Here is an 18,533-nt window from a genome sequence, read left to right as displayed (position 1 = left end):
CTTAATAAATTTACGATGATAGTTCACTTCTTAAAATGGGCATCGACATACAATGTGAGCCACCCCTTGCTCTAGATAACTCGGCTGACGGAAGCATAATAAAGGTATTTTGAACCGTTTCAGGCAAACGCTTACCTGATTCAAAATCATTTAATAAATCCTCCATTTTGATGGTTTCAAACCCCATTTCTCTGAAAGCCTCAAGGGTTTTATCATTCCTGTCATAACCAATGACCACCCCTTCTTTCACCGCGAGTAAATTACAAGAGTCTGTCCATTGTTCTCGGGCACCAAAAGGAAATTCATTATTACCAGAATAGATAAATTTCACATCTAATGGTTGAACGCCAAGGTCGTAAATAGAAATTTCGGTGAGTAATTCTTCTAAACTAGCTATTTCACGAGGTTCATGTGCCTCTCCACGACGGAACTGAACAATATGTACTTGTTCTGCTTTCTTGGAAGGTAACAAGCCTGCTTTAATCAACACCTCATCTTCTGCTTGTAATTGTGGTTTTGCCAACGAACCCAACAATACCCACATATTGCGTTTTACTTGCGTAAAAACCGTATCAATGTGCATATAATCACGTTTGTTCGGGATTTTTACTAATGTGATTTTATCGACTATTTTCTTTTCAAACAGAATTTTAATGACTTGTTTGGCTGCATTTACAGTCGTTCTTTCAGAAATACCAATCAATAAATGGTTTTTTGCGACCATCATTACATCGCCACCTTCCAACGTCGTTTGTGCTTCGTTGGCTTCATATTCAGGTAACAAGAAAAGCGTTTCGTTATCGGGTATTTCTATCAGATTTTTACGAACAGTCTCAAAAATAGGATGATTGAAAAAGATATACTGAACCAGTAAGGCCTCGCGGGTACGCGCTTGTTTTTTGGGACGATTCAGTAAAATATGATTGTTGATGGTAATGCCAATATCGCGTGTAAAAATAAAATTAGGAATAGGTGGGAAAAGCATTTCTCCAGATGGCGTACTACCCGAAATCAAAGTTTTCGCTAATTCGATAGGAGGGAGGTTGTAAAGCTCATCATGCGTACTATACCATTCTTTCTCTATCGCACAGGCCGCCGCTACCAGTTTCATCCTTACTAAGTCATCCTCTAAAATATCAGATAATAATTTTTGAAGTTCTATTACTTTATCTGAATTGAAATAATCAGGATGGTCGGGTTTGAAGAAATTACGGTCTTTATCTGCATCAATAGTAGCTAACTTTCCTTTAATTTTATCAGGGTCAAGAAAATAGAGTAGGGTTTTTACATAAAAATCATATTCCTGACGACGCATCGTATCTAAATGCACAATGTCTTCAAAAAGCCAGTCTTGTGCTTTTGAAGGCACGACTTTCCCTAAACCGCTGTCTGGACTATGAATGAGCAATCGCCTAAGTGTGCCTACTTCAGAAGAAACTTGGATGAGATTTTCCATAAAAAAATGATTAATAAAATCTGATTTCTCGCAAGTACTTATAATTTTTCAGCAATGTCAAGCCTGTTTTGAAAGGTAATTTTGAAAACATACCGTATTGAATTTAAACCCTGTTTTTAATCAATAATTTTTTTAGAAAATAATATGGGTTTTGAAGCCTTCATCTTGATTTTAAAGTTCATCTTGAGATTTTATTCTTAATAAGAGGCTAAAAATATAGTATTAACCAAACTTTTTTCAATTACTTAGAGTTGTTCTAAATAAAGTGTAGTATTTAAAAAATACAATATTTAATTTTGTATCGTGATTGGGAAAATTGTGTTTGATTTCTCCATTTAGGAATTATTCAACTAACTAAACAATTGTATCCCATCAATCAAGGTTTAGAAATTAATAGATAAAATGCTCAAAATAGACAATTTACAGGCGAAAATTGGGGAGAAGCAAATCCTCAGAGGAATTAATCTTGAAGTTAAAGCGGGAGAAGTACACGCAATCATGGGACCAAACGGTTCTGGTAAAAGTACTTTAGCTTCAGTATTAGCAGGACGCGAAGATTACGAAGTAACTGCTGGAAGCGTAGATTTTAACGGAACAGATTTATTAGAATTAGCAGCTGAAGAACGTGCAGCAGAAGGTGTTTTCTTGGCTTTCCAATATCCAGTTGAAATTCCTGGGGTTTCAACAACCAACTTTTTGAAAACGGCTGTTAACGAAATTCGTAAATATCGTGGTGAAGAACCAATGGATGCCGTACAGTTTTTAAAGATGTTCAAACAGAAAATGGCTTATGTAAATATTGACCAATCTTTGTTGAACCGTGCTTTGAACGAAGGTTTTTCTGGTGGTGAGAAAAAGAAAAATGAAATTTTCCAAATGGCGGTACTTGAACCTAAATTAGCCATTTTGGATGAAACAGATTCAGGACTTGATATTGATGCACTTCGTATCGTAGCAGAAGGAGTAAACAAATTGAAATCTCCAGACAATGCTGTTATCGTAGTTACTCACTATCAGCGTTTGTTAGATTATATCGTTCCTGATTTTGTTCACGTATTATACAAAGGACGTATCGTGAAGTCTGGCACTAAAGAATTAGCTTTAGAACTAGAAGAAAGAGGTTACGACTGGATTAAGGCAGAAGTAGATGCTGAAGAATTGGGTGAAACAATCGCTTAATTGAGTAGAGATTTTTATTGCGTATTGGGCAACTGATACTGCATCAATATCAATTATTAACATGGATAATAAAGATTCATTAAAGGCTCAATTGATTTCAGACTTTCAAGCCATTGAAGGACGCATGAACGGAGAAGCAAAATCTCCTGTTCATCAGGTTCGTCAAGAAGCCTTGAAAACGTTTGAAACCTTGGGTTTTCCGACGATAAAACACGAAGAATGGAAGTATTCTAATGTCAAAAACTTGATTAATCAAGCATTTGAATTCAATGCTCCTTCTGATTTTTCAGCGCAAGATGTAGCGGATTCTTCTATTCCTAATCTTGAAGGTAATATACTTTACTTTGTAAATGGTGTTTACAATGCCGAACTTTCGTCAATTGTAAGTCCAAGTTCAGAATTACAAATTTTAACTTTTGCAGAAGCTGTTAAACAAGAGCCTGCATTAGTAGAACAGTATTTTAATAAATATTCTGATTCAGCAAGCAATGCTTTCACGGCATTGAATACTGCTTTTGCTCACAACGGAATTTTTGTGCATGTTCCTGCTAATAAAATAGTAGAACAACCTGTCATTTTAAGATTCATCGCTGATGCCCGTAATGTAAATGTGGCATCGCAACCAAGAAATTTGATTGTTGTAGGCAAACGTTCACAAGTACAAATTGCAGAAGCTTATCGTTCATTAGGTGATAATTCTTCGTTTACAAATGCTGTAACTGAATTTGTGGTAGAAGAAGAAGCAAACGTTCATTATTACAAAGTTCAGAACGAATCTGATAAAGCTTATCACATCGGTACTACATCGGTACTTCAAGCTGGTAAATCAGTTTTTACGGCCAATACAGTAACTGCCAATGGTGGTTTTGTACGTAATAACTTGAATATTAAAATTGATGGTGAATACGCTGAAGCAAATATGTTTGGCTTATACATTCCAAACAAAAAACAGCATATTGATAATCATACTGTTGTAGACCACGCTAAGCCAAATTCAGAATCGCACGAATTGTATAAAGGTATTTTAAAAGACAATTCAGTGGGCGTTTTCAACGGTAAAATATTTGTTCGTGAAGATGCACAGAAAACAAACGCTTTTCAATCTTGTAAAAACGTATTAATGTCTGAAAATGCTTCGATGAACACTAAGCCACAATTGGAAATCTGGGCTGATGATGTAAAATGTTCGCATGGTACTACCACTGGTCAATTGAACGAAGATGCTTTGTTCTATATGCAAGCACGTGGTATTTCAAAAGATTCAGCAAGAGCATTATTGATGTTGGCTTTTGCTCAGGAAGTGATTGATAAAATGCAAATTCCTGCGATTAAAGAGTATTTACAGGAATTGATTATTGATAAGATTTATCAGGGATAATATACGCAGTAGAGCAGTATTTTACGACAACCTTGTTGATGTAAAATGCTAGAAAGATGATTTGCTAAAGCAAAAAAAGCACCATTGAAACCATGATAACGACCGATATTTTAGATATACAAAAAATAAGAGCTGATTTCCCTATTCTTGAACAAGAAATCAACGGGAAGAAATTGGTTTATTTTGATAACGCCGCTACTACGCAAAAGCCAACAGCCGTTATTGATGCCATTGCTCATTATTATAATTTTGATAATGCCAATATTCACAGAGGGATTCACACACTAGCAGAAAGAGCTACGCGTGACTTTGAAGCTTCGAGAGAAGCCGTTCGTGAATTTTTGGGTGCGTCTTCTACTGAAGAGATTATTTTTACGTCTGGTACTACTCAAGGAATCAATTTGGTAGCAAGTACTTTTGGTAGGAAATTTATCAAAGAAGGCGATGAAATTATTGTGTCGGGCATGGAACATCATTCCAATATTGTGCCTTGGCAGATGCTTTGTGAAGAAAAAGGAATAATACTAAAAGTAATTCCTGTAACAGAACAAGGTGAATTAGATATGGAAGCCTATGAAAACTTACTTTCAGAGAAAGTAAAATTAGTAGCGGTAAACCACGTGTCTAATTCATTGGGAACAATCAATCCTGTAAAAGAAATTATTGCTTTAGCCCACGAATATGGTGCTAAAGTATTAATTGATGGCGCTCAGGCTACCTCACACTTTAACATAGATGTGCAGGATTTGGATGCTGATTTTTATGCGTTTTCGGCGCATAAATTATACGGGCCAACTGGTATGGGTGCTTTGTATGGCAAAAAAGAATTGTTGAATGCTATGCCTCCATACATGGGTGGTGGTGAAATGATAAAGGATGTTACCTTCGAAAAAACTACTTATAACGAATTGCCTTATAAGTTTGAAGCTGGTACGCCTAATATTGCAGATGTAGTAGCGTTAAAAACAGCATTAGAATATGCAAATGCGCTTGGAAGAGAGAACATCGCAGCACATGAAGATATGCTGTTGAGCTATGCAACCGAGCAATTATCTGAGATTGAAGGATTGAGAATCATCGGTCAAGCTAAGAAAAAAGTATCTGTATTGAGCTTTGTGATTGATGGCATACATCACCAAGATATCGGTGTATTGCTTGATAACCAAGGAATAGCCGTAAGAACGGGACATCACTGTACACAACCTTTGATGCAAAGATTTAATTTACTTGGAACTTCAAGAGCCTCTTTTGCCGTTTATAACACGATAGAGGAGATTGATAGATTAGTGGCAGGTATTCATCGAGTAAAGAAAATGTTATTGTAGTTTGTAAACGAGGATTAGCTGATTTACAAATTATTCAAAATAATTTATGACTATCAACGAAACACAAGACGAAATCATTGATGAGTTTGCACTTTTTGACGATTGGGCAGATAAATACGAATACATCATTGATTTGGGTAAAAAGTTAAAAGGTTTGCCAGAAGAGCAAAAAACAGAAGATAATATCATCAAGGGTTGCCAAAGTAGGGTTTGGCTGAATGCTAAACTTGAAGATAATAAATTATTGTTTGAAGCAGATTCTGAAGCAATTATCGTAAAAGGGTTGGTGAATATGTTAATCAGAGTATTATCTGGCCATACCCCCGAAGAAATTACTGCTGCTAATTTGTATTTTATTGATAAAATTGGAATGACTTCGCATTTAGCTCAAACCCGTTCAAATGGGTTGGCTTCAATGGTAAAGCAAATGAAAAATTATGCTATTGCCTACGGATTGAAGGCTTAGTTTTTCAGAAAATAAATAGTAGAAATTCATAATCATTGATAGAAATCATGTCGGAAGTAGATTTAAAAGAAGAGGTAATCAGAGCATTAAAGGGCGTATATGACCCAGAAATTCCTGTGGATGTATATGAACTAGGATTGATTTACGATATTAAAATTTTTCCAGTAAACAACATTTATATTTTGATGACTTTAACATCACCTTCATGCCCATCGGCTGAAGCGATTCCTGTTGAAATCGAGCAGAAAATTCGTGAGATTGAAGGGGTAACAGATGTAAGTGTTGAATTAACTTTTGACCCCCCATATTCACAAGACATGATGTCTGAGTCGGCCAAATTGGAACTCGGTTTTATGTAATTGTGTTTTGAATCAGATTGCCCCACTAATGATTATTAATCATTAGGTATATTTTTTTATTACAAGACAAAATCATATTTGAAGTGTTTCTTTGAAGGACAATTTTCAAATTGACTATTTTTCAAATTTTCAAACTTTATATTATGTACCCAGAACATTTAGTAGCTCCAATGCGTGCTGACATCGTAGAAGGAGGATTTACAGAATTAAAATCAGCTACAGAAGTTGATCAAGTATTGGCTGAAAAAGGAACGACGTTGGTGTTTATCAACTCGGTTTGTGGTTGTTCAGCTCGTACTGCTCGTCCAGGTGTAAAAGAAGCTGTTTGGAACTCTGCTAAAAAACCAGAACATTTAGTGACTGTTTTTGCAGGTGTTGACCAAGAAGCAACTCAAAAAGTTCGTGAGTATCATTTACCTTATCCTCCATCTTCTCCATCAGTAGCATTGTTTAAAGATGGCGAATTGGTTCATTTTGTAGAACGTCATCACATCGAAGGTCGTTCAGCTGAAATGATTGCAGGACATTTGGAAATGGTTTTTGACGAATTTTGTGCATAGTATCAGATACTTTCCAACAAAAAAGCAGGCTTTCAACTATTGAAAGCCTGCTTTTTTGTTGATTAGCTGTTTATTTTTTGTATTGCTCAATAATCCTGAATATTGTTTTTTGCGTTTCTAAACTTTTGAAATATTCAAACATTAATTCATGCCCTTCATAGCTAAGTACCAAAGCTGTTTCTAAATAATTAAAGGCTTCTTGATATTTTCCTGCCTTAATTAAATAGATGGATGCTCTATAATACAATTCGGCTTCTTCGGGCATAATATCAATAGCAGATACCATTAGTTCAGCCGCTAAATCAAAATCACCTTGTTCATGAACCAATGCCGACCATTTAATCCATGCTTCTGGATTAATAGGCTCTAACTCAGCTGATTTTTGATAGGCTTCCATCCCAGAAGTTATATTTCCTAAGTTTGTCTCAGCATCAGCCAAAGCTAACCAGTAATAAGCATTTTGGTCATCAAGGCTCAATGCTTTTTTGATAAAATGAATAGCCTCTATCCATCTTTTCATTTCGCACAAGCAAATGCCTACACCAAAATACCCATCATCCCATTCAGCATCAAGCTGGATAGCATATTTGTAATAGTGTATGGCTTCTGAAAATCGTTCCTGACGTTCAATACTAGCCCCTAAGCAACAATACACTTCGGGACTGATGTCTTCATGTTCCAGACAATAACGATAATTCTCTTCAGCTTTTTGCCAATTGCTCAAATTCATGTACGAATTTCCTAGATTGAAATAAGCAGATGAAAATTTGTCATTGATTGCAATAGCATATTCATAAGCATCGGCTGCTTCTTCAAACTTAGCAAGCTTAGAATAAGCGATTCCGATATTGTACCAAGCATTTTCAGAGAATGGGTCTGTATCAATAAACTGCTGATAGTAAGGTAGCGATTCTTCTAATTTACCAATCTCGTCCAAACTATTGGCTAGTTCATATAGCGCATTTTCATTCTTGATGTTGGCTTCAATAGCTTGCTTAAAAGCTGCTACAGCATTATGATGTTTACCCCAGCTTTGATAAGCCAAGCCGATATGGAAATATACTTCGTCTCGCTCTTCGGCAATGTCCAAAATCTCAGTTAAGAGTTCTATGGCAGTTTGGTAATCACCTTTCAGGTTATAAATAGTACTCTTCAGGTAAATGGTATCGCTATCCGAAGGATTGAAAATCTCAGCTTGCGTTATTACTTCCAAGGCCTCATCATGCTTGCCTTGGTTGGCTAGTAGTTCTGCCTTACAGAGCATCAATTCTAAGGAATATGGATATTGTTCAAGGGCAATGTCACAGGCTTGCATGGCATCTTCTATCTTACCTTCTTCCATATAATGCTCTACGATTTGCTCGTAAGTATCAAGGTCAAAGAAAGAATTCTCCCTACGTTTGAGCATAGACTCAAAACGCCTCACTGAATGCAGTGTCTCTTCTTGGCGGTCTTCAAAATCTTGTTCCATCATTTGATTGCAGGGGGTGAGGTGATGTTTATCAGTGGCTGGAAAAATATTTATCAACATTATTGATAAATGTTTTAGGTTATGCCAAACTCTCTTTATTGCTAAGATAATAAAAAAACTTTTAATTTACCAAAATTGAAATAGTAACATTCATCTCAGTTTCAATATTTAGCCAGCATGTATCCTAGGATAATTTTAGCTTTTTATAAAACATTTTTATGATACTTTCTAGCATTGTTACTACACTATTAATTAAACAACTATTTAGTATTATCTATGTATTTAGCTTTTAAAACAAAACAAATACGGTTTAAGGTTTCATCCAAGTCATTGAATTTCAAACCTAATTGATTTTTTACTTTATCATTGGCATAATAAAAGTGATGACTTGACGTCAAAACCGTTTCTTTGGTAATTAACGGAGCCTTTCCTGTAAAATAGCTTCTTACTGCTTCTACCCGCCAAATAATAGCAGTTAAAAATTTACTTATTAACTTTCTAGGAGGCTTTTTATTGAGTAATGTGGCTACTTTTTCAAAGAAATCTTTGTAGGAAACATAACCACTGTTTAAAATAAACCTTTCTCCAGAAATATCTGAAGTCATCAACTGAAAAATACTCTCTGTTACATCTACTATATCTACGTAATTTAGGGTACCTTTAGGATAGAAAGAGTGTTCTTCATGCGCATATTTGAATAATTGCGTACTACTTTTACCCCAGTCGGCTTCTCCTAAAATCAGTGAAGGATTTACAATCACTGATGCCAAACCTTCCGAAAAACCTCGCCAGACTTCCATCTCAGCCAAGTATTTAGATTTAGCATAATTAGAATTCAGCGGACTTTCTTCCCAAGTTGCTTTTTCATCAATCGTGATGATAGACTCATGCTTGGCTTCAACGGGTATTTTTCTGCCTAAAGCTGCTACTGAACTAACGAAACATATTTTTGCTACACCATGCGTAATACAACTATTCACAATATTGGCCGTACCTTCAATATTGGTTTTAAACATAATGTCGCGGTCTTTGGGTGCAAAAGATACAATAGCCGCCGCATGTACAACCAAATCAACTTCTCGCATTAATTCATCCAAAAACATTACATCCAAAATATCACCATCTTTCCAAGTGATTTTAGAAGCTATTTCTTTGATGAGTGATAAGTCGCTTGTACTTCTTTTTAAGCCAATTACTTGATAGCCAGCTTCTAAGAATCGCTTAGCTACAAAACTACCCACCAAGCCAGTAATGCCAGTGATTAGGATATTTTTAGGTTCTTGAATCACAATAATTTTAACATAAAAACATTCATGTACATTTGTGTTACAAAGGTAAATCCAAATCATCAGAATCAATTACAAAGTGATAAAGAAAGCGTTTATAGATTTAGGGACAAATACTTTTCAGCTACTGATTGTAGCCCAAGAAGGCAGTTCTTACCAAAAAATACATGAAGACAGTTATGCTGCTAAAATTGGCTTAGGAGGTATTTCATCAGGTATCATTACACCAGAAGGTATTGAAAGAGCCATCGTAGCATTAAAGTATTTTCAAGAAAAACTAACACATGAAGAAGTAACAACTGAAAATATTTTTGCTACGGCTACTAGCGCTGTTCGTAATGCTAGGAATGGAGAAGAGTTTTGCAAAGAAATATTTACAGAAACTGGCATCAGCATCAATGTGATTTCTGGAGAAGAAGAGGCCGCCTTGATTTATGAAGGAGTAAAGTTAGGGATTCAAATTGGGAAGGAAACTTCCTTGATTATGGATATTGGCGGTGGTTCGGTTGAATTTATTATTTGTAATCATGACAGGGTTTTTTGGAAACAGAGTTTTGAAATAGGCGGACAAAGATTGATGGATAAGTTTTTCCTTTCAGACCCTATCACACCGCGTTCAGTACAATTATTGAAGCAATATTTAGAAGAAAAATTATTGCCATTGACCAATGCTGTGCATCAATACGCTCCGATTTGTGTCATTGGCTCGGCAGGGTCGTTTGAAACCCTCGTTGACTTATATTTCATGAAGACCTTTGGGCATTTGCCACCCACAGAACAGGTTTCTTTTGAATTGCCCATTGCCGAATTTTACGATTCATTCTTGAAAATAGTTTCGGCTAATCATGCCGAAAGAATGGCACTGGCTGGAATGATTGAGCTTCGGGTAGATATGATTGTAGTGGCAGTTTGTTTGATAGAGTTTGTATTAAAACGTTATGATATTCATCAAATAAAAGTATCGAACTTTGCGTTAAAGGAGGGAATACTGAGCAAACAGCTTGCACTTCACTAATTTTAAAGAAAAAATCTGAGACAGCTACCAGCTAATATACAGTTGTATAATGTTTTAATACTGAGAATTTTAGGTTTTTATAAGCTATCGAACAGCCAATAATTTTCAGATAAGGCATATCACATAAATCATTTTTTTTCGTTAAACTTGTTAAAAATTAATTAATCTCCAACATTTTTTTTCAACGATTCAAGCTCAAATTTTAAACTTGACTCTTCGTAATCCGTAAAAGCTATGCAGATCTTTCTAAGTATCCTATTGCAAACTAACGTTATTTCTCCAGACTCTGTAACTACTTCGCTTGCTAATGGAGCGACAAAAGCTGACCAAGAAATGAATATTTTGAACCTCTTGGAAAAAGGAGGTTGGGTAATGATTCCAATTTTTATATTGTTTGCTATTGCCTTATTTTTATTTTTGGAAAGATATTTCTATATCCGTAAAACTGCCAAACTTGATAATAACTTTTTGTTTTCAATCCGTGAAATGTTGTATGTAGGTAATGTACAAGGGGCTATTGCTTATTGTAAAAACTCACAATTCCCGATTGCAAGATTATTAGAAAAAGGATTGAACCGTTTAGGCTCGCCTATTCGTGATATAGAAACAGCCATTGAAAATACGGCAAGAGTAGAGATTTATAACATGGAAAAAAACCTTGGATTTCTTTCAGCCATTGCTAAAATCGCCCCTATGTTTGGTTTCTTAGGTACTGTTTCAGGGATGATTCGTACTTTCCATAATATTTCAGTAGCCAACAAAATTGACATTAGCACGATTGCAAGTGGTATTTACGAGAAAATGGTTACTTCAGCAACAGGTTTGATGGTGGGTATTATCGCTTACTTTTTCTATACCATTCTTACTACGATGATTGATCGTGCTGTGAATAAAATGGAAGTTACAGCGATTGATTTCTTAGACATTTTGCATAAACCAGCATCAACTAAATAATTTTAATGGCTGATTGCAAAAATTAAGCATTCATTCTTCATTGTTGAAAATATATGAATATAAGAAAACGTACTCGTGAACAATCTGAAGTAGAAACTGGCGCATTAGCAGATATACTTTTTTTCTTGATGATGTTCTTCTTGATGATTTCAACCTTGGCTAGTCCAGATGCCATCAAGTTGTTATTGCCAGAATCGTCAACCGCCCAACAAACGGCAACGAAAGAAAATATCAGATTGACAGTTGATGAAAACAACAATTATTTTGTAGATGATAACCCCGTTCCTTTTGAAGAACTGGAAACATACCTTGGTGACGAAGCCAAAAAGAAAGGCTCTGAAACCGTAATTTTAAGGATTGCCAAAGATAGAACAGTTCAGGATTTGACAAAAATCCATGATATTGTAGCCCGCTTGAACCTTGGAATGGTAATGGCAACCGATAAGTTATAAATGAAACAACTTATTAAGAGATATTTATTGTACTAGATGATATTAATTAAAGGCTCAAAGCTGACAGCTTGCCCTATTTCACAATGAATTTTCTTATTATTTCCTTAAAATCAATAGCCGTTTACGTGTTTATCGTAGCGGCTATTCGTTTGTTTGGTAAAAAAGAACTTTCTCAATTATCCGTAATTGATTTAGTCTTTATCTTGCTAATTTCTAATGCCGTTCAAAATGCGATGGTCGGAGACGATACCTCTCTGCTAGGAGGCTTTGCTGCCGCAGGAGGCCTATTTGTGATGAACTTTGTCTTGAAAAAAGTAATGTTCAAACACGAGGCTATCAGCAGATTAATTCAGGGTGAACCACTAATGTTAGTTTATCAGGGAAAGATAAAAGAAGAGTCTTTAGATAAGTCGGGTCTGTCTTTAGACGAACTGAATGCTGCTATTCGTGAACATGGTGTCGAACATATAGACAAGGTAGATTTAGCCATCCTAGAAGTAGATGGGAATATTAGTGTGTTATCAAACGACTATAAAAATAAGACCTCTAAAAAAAGGAAAGGGCATAAAATGTTATCAAAAAATGAATGATATAGAAATTTTACTTCAACACATTTTTTACAATGATGATTTCATTAAGATATTAGCCTCTACTGGAGTAGGAGCTTTGATTGGTCTTGAACGAGAATATAGAAGTAAATCTGCTGGATTAAGAACTTTTACCTTGATTTCGGTAGGCTGTACCATTTTTACAATTTTATCAGAGAAAATGGGCATAGGTGCTTCTCCAGACCGTATTGCTGCCAATGTAGTAACAGGGATAGGTTTTTTGGGAGCGGGAGTCATTTTTAAAATGGACGACCGTGTAAAAGGTCTTACTACGGCAACAATCATTTGGGTAACTGCCTCTTTAGGAATGGCTATTGGCGATGGACACATATTGTTGTCTTTCTTAGGAACCAGTGTAGTATATGTAGTACTTGGACTTTTCGTGAAGTTAGAAGTCATCATGGAAAGATATGGTCGCACACACGCTTATCGAATCATTTGCGATTATACCCCTGATGCTTTTAACAGATTAGAAACTATTTTTGAAGATTGTGACTTGATTGCTAAAAGAGAAAAACAGATTATCCGCAACAATATTTTAATCAGTAATTGGTCTGTCAGAGGGCGTTCTACTAAGCACGCTAAGTTGGTAAAAAGGTTGATGGCTGATGCTTCGATTAAAGAACTGGAATTTTAATGTTACTGGTATCAACAAGTTTTATTGTTAATACCAGTAAGGAGATAATTAAATGATAGCATTGAGAATTAATACACCAACCAAGCCTACAACGGCAACGATACTTTCCATCATAGACCAAGACTTAATTGTATTTTTGATGCTCAAGTTGAAATATTCTTTAAATAACCAGAAGCCTGGGTCATTAACGTGCGAGAACATCAAACTACCCACACCAATTGATAACACCATTAGATTAGGGTTTACACCTGATTGAGCCACCAAAGGAGCCATAATTCCCGCAGTTGTTAGTCCTGCTACGGTTGCAGAGCCTAAACAAACCCTAATGATAGCTGCTACTAACCAACCTAAAATCAATGGATTCAATGGCAATGTTTTTAGAATAACGGCAATTTCATTACTTACCCCACCATCTATCAAAATTTGCTTTAAAGCACCAGCTCCGCCAATAATCAGTACAATCATCGATACATCTTTTACGGCTTCTGTATAGATAAACATAATGGTCTTCATAGAAGTCCCCATTTTTCTACCCAAGGTAAAAGTGGCTACCAAAACTGAAATAAGCATTACGATAGAAGGGTCGGCAATAAATACACCGAATGCTTTCATTGATTCACTACCTTGCCAGAAGGTAGATAGCAATGTTGTAGAGGCTAATAAGATTACTGGTAAAAGTGAAGTCAAAAAGCTATTTAAAGTACTTGGTAATTGGTCTTCAGGAAGGGTTTTGCTTTGGAAAGTCTCTAAAGGTGTTGAAGGGATTTTTTTCAATGTCAAAGAGAAAATAGGCCCTGCAATAATAATCGTTGGAATGGCGATGATGATACCGTAAACCAAGGTAAGCCCCATATCTGCATTAAACTGAGCAACCAAGGCAGCAGGAGAGGGGTGTGGAGGTAAAAAGCCATGAGCAACCGATAATGAAGCTAACATCGGTAAACCAATATACACCGCAGGTAACTTATATTGATTAACCACAGAAAAGATTAAGGGAATCATCAATACAAAGCCTACATTATAAAATAATGGAATCCCGATAATGAAGCCTGTACAAACCAACCCCCATTGAATATATTTTCTTCCGAAAATATTCATCATTACGGAAGCAATTTTCTGAGCGGCGCCACTTTCGGCAACAATTTTTCCTAACATTGCCCCTAAAGCAATGACCATAATCAATGAGCCTAGCATATCGCCCACACCTTTTTGTAAAGATTTTCCGATACTACTTAGTGGAATACCAGTTGTGATGCCTGCAATAATAGAAACAATTAAGAAAGCGAGAAAGGGATTGAGTTTTCCCCAAGTAATGAGAAGTACCAAAAGTCCGATACACAAGAAAATAATAAATAATGTCATAGTTTGATTAATTGGATAAGATAAATAATAGGTTAAACCTAAACATTTGCCATGTATGGTTTATCCTTTTTTGAGATAATTTTTTTAAAATCAGTATTTGGTTATATTCTCACTTAGAAAATTAAAACTAAGACTCTTTTTTCCTTAAACGCCCTATGTAAGTAGGCTAAAACATTTTTATCAAAAGGATATTTGCTGTTTTCTATACTTAGTGTTTTAAAGATATAACCTTTATGAATAAGGTAAATATAATTAAAACAAAATAATGAATTGTGAAAATTTTAAGATTGAGTAGTATTTTGAGTACAAAAAGGGTATTCAACTATTCGTCAATCAGGCAATTATTGCTTAAATAACTTGACATTTAAAGAAGTAAGTTTTATCTTTGCACCTCTATTACAAAAAAAGATTTTAAACAAACAAATAATATGCTGATTATCAATATTAAAGAAAACGAGTCAATCGACAAAGCGTTAAAAAGATTCAAGAAAAAATTTGAAAAAACTGGCGTTGTAAAGCAACTTCGTAAACGTGCGGCATTCGAAAAACCATCAGTTGGTCGTCGTACTGAAATCATTCGTGCTTCATACAAACAAAGAATGTACGGTAACGAAGAAGCATAGTTCATAGATTGATTTATTTCCAAATAACAGAAGTATTTTGTTATCAATTTAATCGTGAATTAAGCCGATAACCGTCAGCATTATAAAAAAGCGTCTGAATAAACAATGTTTGTTCAGACGCTTTTGTTTTTAGACTAGCTTTGTTGTAAATTATTCACTCAAAGCAATCGCTAACGAAGAATTGCTTTTAATCTATTAACCTCCAAGAAAACCAATGCCAGAAATTATAGATTTTTTCATTAAATACATTCAGTTTGAAAAACGCAGTAGCGAACATACAGTTACGGCTTATAGAACAGATATGAAGCAGTTTACTGAATATTTAAGTAAATCTTATGATTTTCAGCATCCTCAATTGGCAGATTTTCAGATGATTCGTTCGTGGATCGTTTCACTGGTGGAGGCAAAAGTGGAGAACCGTTCAATTAATAGAAAGATAGCTACACTCAGAACCTTCTACAAATTTCTTTTGCAGAAGAAAATCATCGAAAAAGACCCCATGTTTAAGGTTTCAGCCATGAAAACCCAGAAAACAATTCCTTCTTTTGTCCGTGAAACAGAATTAGATACATTGCTGGATGATGTGGACTTTACAGAAGATTTCGCTGGTGTACGTGATAAACTGGTTTTAGAGCTATTGTATGGCACAGGAATGCGTTTGTCAGAAATGATTGATTTAAAAGACCGAGATATTGATTTTTATAACAGAACCCTAACAGTATTAGGGAAACGGAACAAGCAAAGGATAATACCGATTAATCAGCAATTGGTATCATTGATACAAGCTTATCAATCGTATAAAAATTCAGAATGTTTAGGCAACGATTTTTTGATTGTAACTGATAAAGGACAACAGAGTTACCCTGTAATGATTCAGCGGATTACTAAAAAGTATTTGTCATTGGTTACTACCCTTGCCAAGAAGTCCCCACACATTTTACGCCATTCCTATGCTACACACCTGTTGAATAATGGTGCCGATTTGAATGCTATTAAGGATTTATTGGGACATTCGTCGCTTTCAGCTACACAAGTGTACACCCATAATTCTATGGAGAAAATTAAGAAGATTTACGAGCAAGCACATCCAAAGGCATAATGGAGTGATTAGATAATAAGTGATTGGTGATTAGTGAAAATCAATCTTTTATAATGTTACCCCTTGTTCTTTAAGGTAATTTCCGATGTTGAAAAGGTGTCCGTCTAATAATTCAACGTCTTTATTCCAATCTCTAACAATCCAATCTTCATCTTTGGTAGCGATAACTACTTTCTGTGTTTTGGTAAAAATCCAGATTACTTTTTCTGTGCCAAACTCTAAAAGTTTATTGGTTTTTGTAAAAGTATAATCAAAGTCTTTTTCATCAGAAAGGTCAATTCTGATATCTATTTCCAATACGACTTTAGGACATACATCAGCATATTTTAAATTTATTTCTTTAGATGTTAAAACATCCTTTTCAAAAATACTGATATCGGTAGAAAGGTTATTAGATTTTTCGAGATGTAAGCCTGACTCATTTGTTAAGAATATATATTGATTATCGTCTAAAAAACGATAACATATTTTTAATAAGTAAAAGATAATAAAACCTTGTAGAGTACTACTGCCCATAATATCTTCGATTTTTTTCTTTTTGGATAGAACTTCTTTGTAACCTTTATAATAGAGTTTTCGCCCGTCTATAATTTCATAAACGAGAGCGTCTGGAATCTCTTTAGGCTTGCGTACGCGCGCTATTTTTTGAGGGATTTTATCTGCTATGACCATAAATAGCAATTTGTTTAATTAATGCAATTTAAAAAGACTTAACAATTTTGCCAAGTCTTTTTATCGTTACTTATTTATAATCTTCTTCGTCATCATCAAATTTGAACTTGTCTAAGTCGAACAGAGAATCTGTTAAATCTTTGAATTGAAGTCCTTTTTCAAGGCTCTTTTTAGAAATAATAGAAAACTCTGATAGTCCGTGGAGTACAAATTCCATCATGAATAGTTTTTCTCTGCCTTGCATGGCTGGATATACTTTTTCGATAAGTTCATCCAAACCTTCTATTGTGCGTAAACGAGCTGAATAGTCTTTGTCAGAGCAATCATTTAAAATATCCATGACATTACCATCCATAAACCAATCAATAATTGGTTTATAAGGGTTTTTACCAGCTTTATCTTTAGCAGCTTTCTTGATTTTCTCAGGGTCTGGGAAGAAATTCAGGAATTGTGTTCTGATAGCTTTCCCAATCAGGTTTTGTGCTACAATTACTGGACCTTCTACTTCGCCTTCATACACCAACTCAACTTTGCCACAAACAGCAGGTATAACCCCAACCAAATCGGCTACACGCACATAAGTTTTGTCTTCATCATTCAGCAATGCACGTCTTTCGGCGGCAGAAATCAAGTTTTCATAAGCAGAAATAGTCATACGGGCTGAAACACCAGATTTAGCATCAACGAATTCAGATGAACGAGCTTCAATGGCAATTTGCTCAATCAAATCGTCCATGATATGATTAGTCGTTACTAATTCCTCTTGCTCGCCTTTTAATTTTGCTTCTTGTAACGTAATCTTTTTGCCAATTTCCAACGTTTTTGGATAATGGGTAACAATCTGAGAATCGATACGGTCTTTTAGTGGCGTTACAATTGAACCACGATTGGTATAATCTTCTGGATTAGCTGTAAATACAAACTGTAAATCAAGTGGTAACCGAATTTTGAAACCACGAATTTGAATATCTCCTTCTTGTAAAATATTAAAAAGCGATACCTGAATACGAGCTTGTAAATCGGGCAATTCGTTAATTACAAAAATACAACGATGTGAACGTGGAATTAGCCCAAAATGCACTACTCTTTCATCAGAGTACGGCAAACGCAATGTTGCAGCTTTGATTGGGTCGGCATCTCCAATCAAATCGGCCACCGATACATCTGGCGTAGCTAATTTTTCTGTATAACGGTCACTTCTGTGCATCCAAGAAACAGGTGTTAAATCACCATGTTCTTCGATTAAATCTTTCGCAAAACGAGAAAGTGGCTGTAAAGGGTCGTCATTTAGCTCCGAACCTTTTACTACAGGAATATACTCGTCCAATAAATTCACCATCAATCTAGCAATACGTGTTTTGGCTTGTCCACGTAAACCCAATAAATTAATATGGTGTTGCGAAAGTATAGCTCTTTCAATATCAGGAATCACGGTATCTTCATAGCCCCAGATTCCTTCAAAAACATTCTCTTTATTTTTAATTTTAACGATTAAGTTATCCCTTAATTCATCTTTTATTGATTTTGGTTGGTAGCCTGATGCTTTTAATTGACCGAGTGTGTGAATATTTAACAGTGCTGTTGAATCGATTGTTTTGTATGACATTATGCTATTGTATCTTATGAAAAAT

Annotated in this window: 19 protein-coding genes; 13 read left to right on the top strand and 6 right to left on the bottom strand. The window is 35.3% G+C overall.

Annotated features, from left to right (window positions below):
- Nucleotides 1-10: 10 nt before the first annotated feature.
- On the bottom strand, nt 11-1,456 hold the full coding sequence (locus AC1RNE_RS05055; RefSeq protein ID WP_492799937.1) for an arginine deiminase family protein: 1,446 nt from the start codon (nt 1,454-1,456) through the stop codon (nt 11-13).
- Between the two features lie 402 nt (nt 1,457-1,858).
- Between AC1RNE_RS05055 and sufC the strand changes: the two genes are divergently transcribed.
- From sufC to AC1RNE_RS05025, 6 genes are all read left to right on the top strand, one after another.
- Entirely contained in the window at nt 1,859-2,635 is a 777-nt protein-coding gene (sufC, locus tag AC1RNE_RS05050; protein WP_309920269.1) for a Fe-S cluster assembly ATPase SufC, read from the top strand.
- A gap of 61 nt (nt 2,636-2,696) precedes the next feature.
- Nucleotides 2,697-4,013 (top strand): Fe-S cluster assembly protein SufD, encoded by a 1,317-nt coding sequence (gene sufD, locus AC1RNE_RS05045; protein WP_492799936.1) that lies wholly within the window; start codon nt 2,697-2,699, stop codon nt 4,011-4,013.
- 92 nt (nt 4,014-4,105) lie between these two features.
- A complete protein-coding gene (locus AC1RNE_RS05040; RefSeq protein ID WP_492799935.1) occupies nt 4,106-5,338 on the top strand; it encodes a SufS family cysteine desulfurase in 1,233 nt (410 codons plus the stop codon).
- A gap of 46 nt (nt 5,339-5,384) precedes the next feature.
- The gene (locus AC1RNE_RS05035) at nt 5,385-5,804 is read left to right on the top strand and encodes a SufE family protein (RefSeq protein WP_492799934.1); all 420 of its coding nucleotides are present in this window, start codon (nt 5,385-5,387) and stop codon (nt 5,802-5,804) included.
- Nucleotides 5,805-5,851: 47 nt separating this feature from the next.
- Nucleotides 5,852-6,163, top strand: a complete 312-nt coding sequence (locus AC1RNE_RS05030) for a DUF59 domain-containing protein (RefSeq protein WP_309920258.1) — start codon at nt 5,852-5,854, stop codon at nt 6,161-6,163.
- A 143-nt stretch (nt 6,164-6,306) separates the two neighbouring features.
- Nucleotides 6,307-6,723, top strand: a complete 417-nt coding sequence (locus tag AC1RNE_RS05025) for a BrxA/BrxB family bacilliredoxin (RefSeq protein WP_309920256.1) — start codon at nt 6,307-6,309, stop codon at nt 6,721-6,723.
- 70 nt (nt 6,724-6,793) lie between these two features.
- On the opposite strand, the gene AC1RNE_RS05020 is transcribed toward AC1RNE_RS05025, so the two are convergent.
- Together AC1RNE_RS05020 and AC1RNE_RS05015 are read right to left on the bottom strand one after the other, a co-directional pair.
- Complete coding sequence (locus AC1RNE_RS05020) at nt 6,794-8,197, bottom strand: tetratricopeptide repeat protein (RefSeq protein WP_492799933.1); 1,404 nt, start codon at nt 8,195-8,197, stop codon at nt 6,794-6,796.
- 257 nt (nt 8,198-8,454) lie between these two features.
- Nucleotides 8,455-9,483, bottom strand: a complete 1,029-nt coding sequence (locus AC1RNE_RS05015) for an SDR family NAD(P)-dependent oxidoreductase (protein ID WP_492799932.1) — start codon at nt 9,481-9,483, stop codon at nt 8,455-8,457.
- 76 nt (nt 9,484-9,559) lie between these two features.
- Here AC1RNE_RS05015 and AC1RNE_RS05010 point away from each other — a divergent pair, with 76 nt between their 5' ends.
- The 5 genes from AC1RNE_RS05010 to AC1RNE_RS04990 all read left to right on the top strand — a co-directional run bounded on the left by AC1RNE_RS05010 (nt 9,560) and on the right by AC1RNE_RS04990 (nt 13,146).
- Nucleotides 9,560-10,495, top strand: a complete 936-nt coding sequence (locus AC1RNE_RS05010; protein WP_492799931.1) for a Ppx/GppA phosphatase family protein — start codon at nt 9,560-9,562, stop codon at nt 10,493-10,495.
- Nucleotides 10,496-10,729: 234 nt separating this feature from the next.
- A complete protein-coding gene (locus AC1RNE_RS05005) occupies nt 10,730-11,449 on the top strand; it encodes a MotA/TolQ/ExbB proton channel family protein (RefSeq protein ID WP_309920246.1) in 720 nt (239 codons plus the stop codon).
- A 53-nt stretch (nt 11,450-11,502) separates the two neighbouring features.
- On the top strand, nt 11,503-11,901 hold the full coding sequence (locus AC1RNE_RS05000) for an ExbD/TolR family protein (protein WP_309920244.1): 399 nt from the start codon (nt 11,503-11,505) through the stop codon (nt 11,899-11,901).
- A gap of 83 nt (nt 11,902-11,984) precedes the next feature.
- Complete coding sequence (locus AC1RNE_RS04995; protein ID WP_492799930.1) at nt 11,985-12,491, top strand: DUF421 domain-containing protein; 507 nt, start codon at nt 11,985-11,987, stop codon at nt 12,489-12,491.
- Nucleotides 12,484-13,146, top strand: a complete 663-nt coding sequence (locus tag AC1RNE_RS04990) for an MgtC/SapB family protein (RefSeq protein ID WP_492799929.1) — start codon at nt 12,484-12,486, stop codon at nt 13,144-13,146. Before AC1RNE_RS04995 ends, AC1RNE_RS04990 begins: the two co-directional genes overlap by 8 nt.
- Before the next feature lie 48 nt (nt 13,147-13,194).
- Here AC1RNE_RS04990 and AC1RNE_RS04985 read toward each other — a convergent pair whose 3' ends face one another.
- Nucleotides 13,195-14,508: a gluconate:H+ symporter gene (locus AC1RNE_RS04985; protein ID WP_492799928.1), complete on the bottom strand. Its 1,314-nt coding sequence runs from the start codon at nt 14,506-14,508 to the stop codon at nt 13,195-13,197.
- Nucleotides 14,509-14,936: 428 nt separating this feature from the next.
- On the opposite strand from AC1RNE_RS04985, the gene rpsU reads away from it, so the two are divergent.
- Nucleotides 14,937-15,131 carry a 30S ribosomal protein S21 gene (rpsU, locus tag AC1RNE_RS04980; RefSeq protein ID WP_309920232.1) on the top strand — a complete coding sequence of 65 codons (195 nt, stop codon included), beginning with the start codon at nt 14,937-14,939 and terminating at the stop codon, nt 15,129-15,131.
- A 214-nt stretch (nt 15,132-15,345) separates the two neighbouring features.
- Nucleotides 15,346-16,230 (top strand): phage lytic cycle repressor MrpR family protein, encoded by an 885-nt coding sequence (locus tag AC1RNE_RS04975; protein WP_492799927.1) that lies wholly within the window; start codon nt 15,346-15,348, stop codon nt 16,228-16,230.
- A 48-nt stretch (nt 16,231-16,278) separates the two neighbouring features.
- On the opposite strand, the gene AC1RNE_RS04970 is transcribed toward AC1RNE_RS04975, so the two are convergent.
- The gene (locus tag AC1RNE_RS04970) at nt 16,279-16,902 is read right to left on the bottom strand and encodes a Uma2 family endonuclease (protein WP_492799926.1); all 624 of its coding nucleotides are present in this window, start codon (nt 16,900-16,902) and stop codon (nt 16,279-16,281) included.
- 70 nt (nt 16,903-16,972) lie between these two features.
- Nucleotides 16,973-18,508 carry a P-loop NTPase family protein gene (locus AC1RNE_RS04965; RefSeq protein ID WP_492799925.1) on the bottom strand — a complete coding sequence of 512 codons (1,536 nt, stop codon included), beginning with the start codon at nt 18,506-18,508 and terminating at the stop codon, nt 16,973-16,975.
- Between the last annotated feature and the right edge of the window lie 25 nt (nt 18,509-18,533).

Source organism: Arcicella sp. GW822-FHT02H01, assembly GCF_058802005.1.
Note: the sequence above shows the minus strand (reverse complement) of the source record. Positions and strands in the feature narration are given on the sequence as shown.

Coding starts and splice junctions, on each gene's coding strand:
- AC1RNE_RS05025 (WP_309920256.1), top strand. CDS start 6,307: ATGTACCCAGAACATTTAGTAGCTCCAATGCGTGCTGACATCGTAGAA.
- AC1RNE_RS05020 (WP_492799933.1), bottom strand. CDS start 8,197: ATGATGGAACAAGATTTTGAAGACCGCCAAGAAGAGACACTGCATTCA.
- AC1RNE_RS04975 (WP_492799927.1), top strand. CDS start 15,346: ATGCCAGAAATTATAGATTTTTTCATTAAATACATTCAGTTTGAAAAA.
- sufC (WP_309920269.1), top strand. CDS start 1,859: ATGCTCAAAATAGACAATTTACAGGCGAAAATTGGGGAGAAGCAAATC.
- AC1RNE_RS04985 (WP_492799928.1), bottom strand. CDS start 14,508: ATGACATTATTTATTATTTTCTTGTGTATCGGACTTTTGGTACTTCTC.
- AC1RNE_RS05030 (WP_309920258.1), top strand. CDS start 5,852: ATGTCGGAAGTAGATTTAAAAGAAGAGGTAATCAGAGCATTAAAGGGC.
- AC1RNE_RS04990 (WP_492799929.1), top strand. CDS start 12,484: ATGAATGATATAGAAATTTTACTTCAACACATTTTTTACAATGATGAT.
- rpsU (WP_309920232.1), top strand. CDS start 14,937: ATGCTGATTATCAATATTAAAGAAAACGAGTCAATCGACAAAGCGTTA.
- AC1RNE_RS05040 (WP_492799935.1), top strand. CDS start 4,106: ATGATAACGACCGATATTTTAGATATACAAAAAATAAGAGCTGATTTC.
- AC1RNE_RS04995 (WP_492799930.1), top strand. CDS start 11,985: ATGAATTTTCTTATTATTTCCTTAAAATCAATAGCCGTTTACGTGTTT.
- AC1RNE_RS04970 (WP_492799926.1), bottom strand. CDS start 16,902: ATGGTCATAGCAGATAAAATCCCTCAAAAAATAGCGCGCGTACGCAAG.
- AC1RNE_RS05035 (WP_492799934.1), top strand. CDS start 5,385: ATGACTATCAACGAAACACAAGACGAAATCATTGATGAGTTTGCACTT.
- AC1RNE_RS05000 (WP_309920244.1), top strand. CDS start 11,503: ATGAATATAAGAAAACGTACTCGTGAACAATCTGAAGTAGAAACTGGC.
- AC1RNE_RS05055 (WP_492799937.1), bottom strand. CDS start 1,456: ATGGAAAATCTCATCCAAGTTTCTTCTGAAGTAGGCACACTTAGGCGA.
- AC1RNE_RS04965 (WP_492799925.1), bottom strand. CDS start 18,508: ATGTCATACAAAACAATCGATTCAACAGCACTGTTAAATATTCACACA.
- sufD (WP_492799936.1), top strand. CDS start 2,697: ATGGATAATAAAGATTCATTAAAGGCTCAATTGATTTCAGACTTTCAA.
- AC1RNE_RS05005 (WP_309920246.1), top strand. CDS start 10,730: ATGCAGATCTTTCTAAGTATCCTATTGCAAACTAACGTTATTTCTCCA.